Source organism: Candidatus Desulfolinea nitratireducens (genome assembly GCF_982879505.1).
In genome coordinates, this window is sequence record NZ_CEYOSI010000307.1 from 1 (window position 1) to 3,268 (window position 3,268).

The following is a 3,268-nucleotide window of genomic DNA, read 5'->3' on the forward strand; positions in this document are numbered from 1 at the left end:
ATTCTTTACAAACAAGAAAAAGCATCGAAAATTCAATTTTTGTCAACTATAAATTCCCAATAAAAGCACTGGAAATAAGTGGTTTGACAAATCATTCGGAGAATGGTTTATGAAACGATTTTTGGCTGGTGTTGCGCTATTCGGACTGGTTTTGCTGTCAGCTTGTCAGCCAGGAGAAACATCGGTTGTGGGCAAGCAAGTTGAGACCCAGAGCGGCGCGTATACCGAGATCAGCGTGGACGAACTTCAATCCATGCTCAGGGATAAGGGTACAATTCTGGTCAATGTTCATATCCCATTTGATGGAGATATTCCAGAGACTGATCTATCTATTCCTTTTGATCAGATCGATCAATATTTGGCTCAACTACCTGCGGATGAAAATTCCAAAATCGTGCTGTATTGCCGTAGTGATCGCATGAGCACAATTGCATCTGAAACCCTGGTTGGCTTGGGATATACCAATGTTTACAATTTGGATGGTGGTATGGTGGACTGGGAGAACGCAGGATTGGAATTGGAGAGGTGATATGGAAGAAAATGAAGGTATACAACCCAAAAGGCAACCAGCGGTAACGATTAGTATTCAATCCTGGGCAACGCCAATTGTTGGAGCTGTGATGCTGATTCTCGGTTTACTTGGCGGATATTATGGCTCACCTTTGATTGGTGGCGAAAAAGAGCAGGCAGCAGTACCTCGACTGAGCGCACCAGCGCAAGCTGAAGGCCCTGGGGATGGTAATCAAGAGTTAATGGAATATCTGCTATCCCAAATTCGGCATTTTAGAGGCGATCCGAATGCTTCGGTGGCAGTGGTTGAATTTGGAGACTTTCAGTGACCATTCTGTGGGCAATTTGCCACTGGCGCGGGGCGTCAGATCGAAGAAACCTATCTTGTCAACGGCAAGGTTCGCTTTGCCTATGTACATTTTTCATTCCTGGGACCAGAGTCACAGTGGGCCGCAGAGGCAAGTGAGTGCGCTGCTGATCAGGATGCTTTCTGGGAGTATCACGATTTTCTATATGAAAATCAAAACGGTGAAAACCGAGGCGCCTTCAATCAGGACAACCTCAAGTTATTTGCCGGAGAATTAGGATTGGATGAAAAAATCTTCAGCGAATGTCTTGACTCCGGGAAATACACTGAACTTGTAGAGCAGGATACGCAAATGGCGCAACAAATGGGCATTCAAAGTACACCCAGTTTTCTTATCAACGGCACACCTGTGATCGGTGCACTCCCATTTGAAAATTTTCAAAAAATCATAGAAACTATTTTAAATAATTGAGTGAAAATTCCATGAGACAATTTATTGCCAACACCAGGCATGCTCGCTTGTGCCGAAAAACGGATTCAAAAACTGGGTATCGAAGCGCAGGTTGATTTGCGTCTGGGTGATGCTCAGGCATAGGATTTTCCCGATTCAACCTTCGACCTTGCGCTTGCCTCCTTTGTCTTTTGCTCGGTACCAAACCCAGTATTTGGTCTTGGGGAAATGAGACGAGTGGTCAAACCTGGCGGGACACTGATCGAAGTTGTAAAGAAAGAGTAATGACTGATCTGATCTACCACATTAAACAGGTCAATCCCACTGATGAGCGATTTGCACTACCCAGTATCTTGGTGTTTTTTTCTAAGGTACTTATTACTTATTGGCGGACAAGGGGCAGAATACAGATGAATCCCGCCATTTGAGACCAGATCGTGTTGGAGAAAATATGTTTCCATCATAATTCTCGATGTTCTACTGCTGCCGATTTGAAAAACAATCTGTACCACCACGATCCAAGACACCATAGAGAAGTAATGAGGGTTGTAGCCGCTATGACAACCACTCCTCCCAAGATAAATCCCAACACCGGTTGACCGTAATAGAAGGATAAAGCTGAACTTGCCAGCCAGGCAGTGGAAAGAAGATAGGAAAACTGCCGCGGCTTTGGCGTAGGTGGCAATGGTGGTACATGAAATAAATGGCGAACGCCGTAGTTGTAGATCAGATCAATCAGCATGCCACGGGGGAACAGGGCACCACTCAAAGCAATAAGAGCTACTGAACCCAGCCAAATAGGTGATTGCAAGGCCAGTCCGATCACAACCAGAATAGTAGCTACTCCGGGCGAGAACCGGAGCGGTAATGCATAGCAGGATTTTGCCTCATCATCAAGATTTTCAAATCCTTGCTTATTCAGGTTATTTTTTGTAAAAGCACTGAGTTTGGTCATTTTCAATATCCTCTTTCTTTTTTGCTATCAAAACGAGGCAGGTCTCAAAGAAACCTGCCTCGTTGGCAACCTAGTTTTTGGGCAATTACTCAGATACTTGCGTATTTTTATTCAAAGAGCGGATGACCCAGACGATTCCGGCAATAATCAAACCCAAAGTGAGCAGCGGTATCAGCCACATGCCTAGCATCCAGAAACCACCGAAGAAACCGGTTATCCCATGCATGCCCCAGCCTCCCATCATATGTGAACCCAATCTCCATGAGTTAAAACCATGGGGGTGGACATAGCTTCCAAATGTGCCTGCGCCAAGAAAAGATAATGAGCTGACAAAGGCAATGATGAATACCAGTACGCCGACCAGAAAATATTTGCAATTGGTTTTCATTGATGATACTCCTCTTCCTGAATAAATGCCCCATGCCAGGTGTGGTAGAAAGCTTGACCACTCTGTCCATGAATACTTAACATTCCTGCAATTTTGCCATCAACTGCATAATCGAAGGTATAGTAACCATAGAATGATGCACCTTCTCCGGCTAACTCAGCATTGGAGAATTCTCCATCCAGGGATTGTTCAGCAAACTGGCGAGCTTCTTCAAGCGAGATGGTATTATCACCTGAGCTAGATCCCATGTGCCCGTATTTCAGGTTCCACATCATATTAGGACCCGGTTCAGGGGATACATTGCCAGTATAAGGGTCAACAAGCAGTTCGAAGGCTCCACGTCCTGTGTCTGCTTCAGCAAAGAGGGCGTAGAAATTGGCCTCAAACTCCATCACTTCTTCGATCGCGACAGTTTCCCCATAATACGCAACAGCATAATTTTGTGCAGCTTCTAATGCTTGGTCCAAAGATATTCTTGGAGCGTTCAAATCGACGGGAAGATTGTTCCATGTTCCCATCATCCCGCCGTTCATCATGCCATGACCGTTGTAACCAGAGCCATTAGTGCCCTGCCCCATCATACCGCCGTTCATCATGCCATAACCGTTGTAACCAGAGCCATTAGTGCCCTGCCCCATCATACCGCCGTTCATCATG

At 45.4% G+C, this 3,268-nt stretch carries 5 protein-coding genes and 2 pseudogenes; 4 read left to right on the forward strand and 3 right to left on the reverse strand.

Features of this window, described 5'->3' with window-relative positions:
- Positions 1-109: 109 nt before the first annotated feature.
- The 4 genes and pseudogenes from AC3DOM_RS16975 to AC3DOM_RS16990 form a co-directional block, all read left to right on the forward strand.
- Entirely contained in the window at positions 110-529 is a 420-nt protein-coding gene (locus AC3DOM_RS16975; protein ID WP_487920222.1) for a rhodanese-like domain-containing protein, read from the forward strand.
- Between the two features lies 1 nt (position 530).
- Positions 531-839: a hypothetical protein gene (locus tag AC3DOM_RS16980; protein ID WP_487920223.1), complete on the forward strand. Its 309-nt coding sequence runs from the start codon at positions 531-533 to the stop codon at positions 837-839.
- A 12-nt stretch (positions 840-851) separates the two neighbouring features.
- Positions 852-1,289, forward strand: a pseudogene (locus AC3DOM_RS16985) (DsbA family protein); the annotation flags it as partial.
- 138 nt (positions 1,290-1,427) lie between these two features.
- Positions 1,428-1,553, forward strand: a pseudogene (locus tag AC3DOM_RS16990) (class I SAM-dependent methyltransferase); the annotation flags it as partial.
- Between the two features lie 175 nt (positions 1,554-1,728).
- Here AC3DOM_RS16990 and AC3DOM_RS16995 read toward each other — a convergent pair.
- From AC3DOM_RS16995 to AC3DOM_RS17005, 3 genes are all read right to left on the reverse strand, one after another.
- Positions 1,729-2,223 (reverse strand): DUF4395 family protein, encoded by a 495-nt coding sequence (locus tag AC3DOM_RS16995; protein ID WP_487920224.1) that lies wholly within the window; start codon positions 2,221-2,223, stop codon positions 1,729-1,731.
- Positions 2,224-2,308: 85 nt separating this feature from the next.
- Positions 2,309-2,611 (reverse strand): hypothetical protein, encoded by a 303-nt coding sequence (locus tag AC3DOM_RS17000; protein WP_487920225.1) that lies wholly within the window; start codon positions 2,609-2,611, stop codon positions 2,309-2,311.
- Positions 2,608-3,268, reverse strand: a 661-nt coding sequence (locus AC3DOM_RS17005) for a PepSY domain-containing protein (protein ID WP_487920226.1), incomplete at its 5' end; no start/stop codon positions are given. The genes AC3DOM_RS17005 and AC3DOM_RS17000, both read right to left, overlap by 4 nt.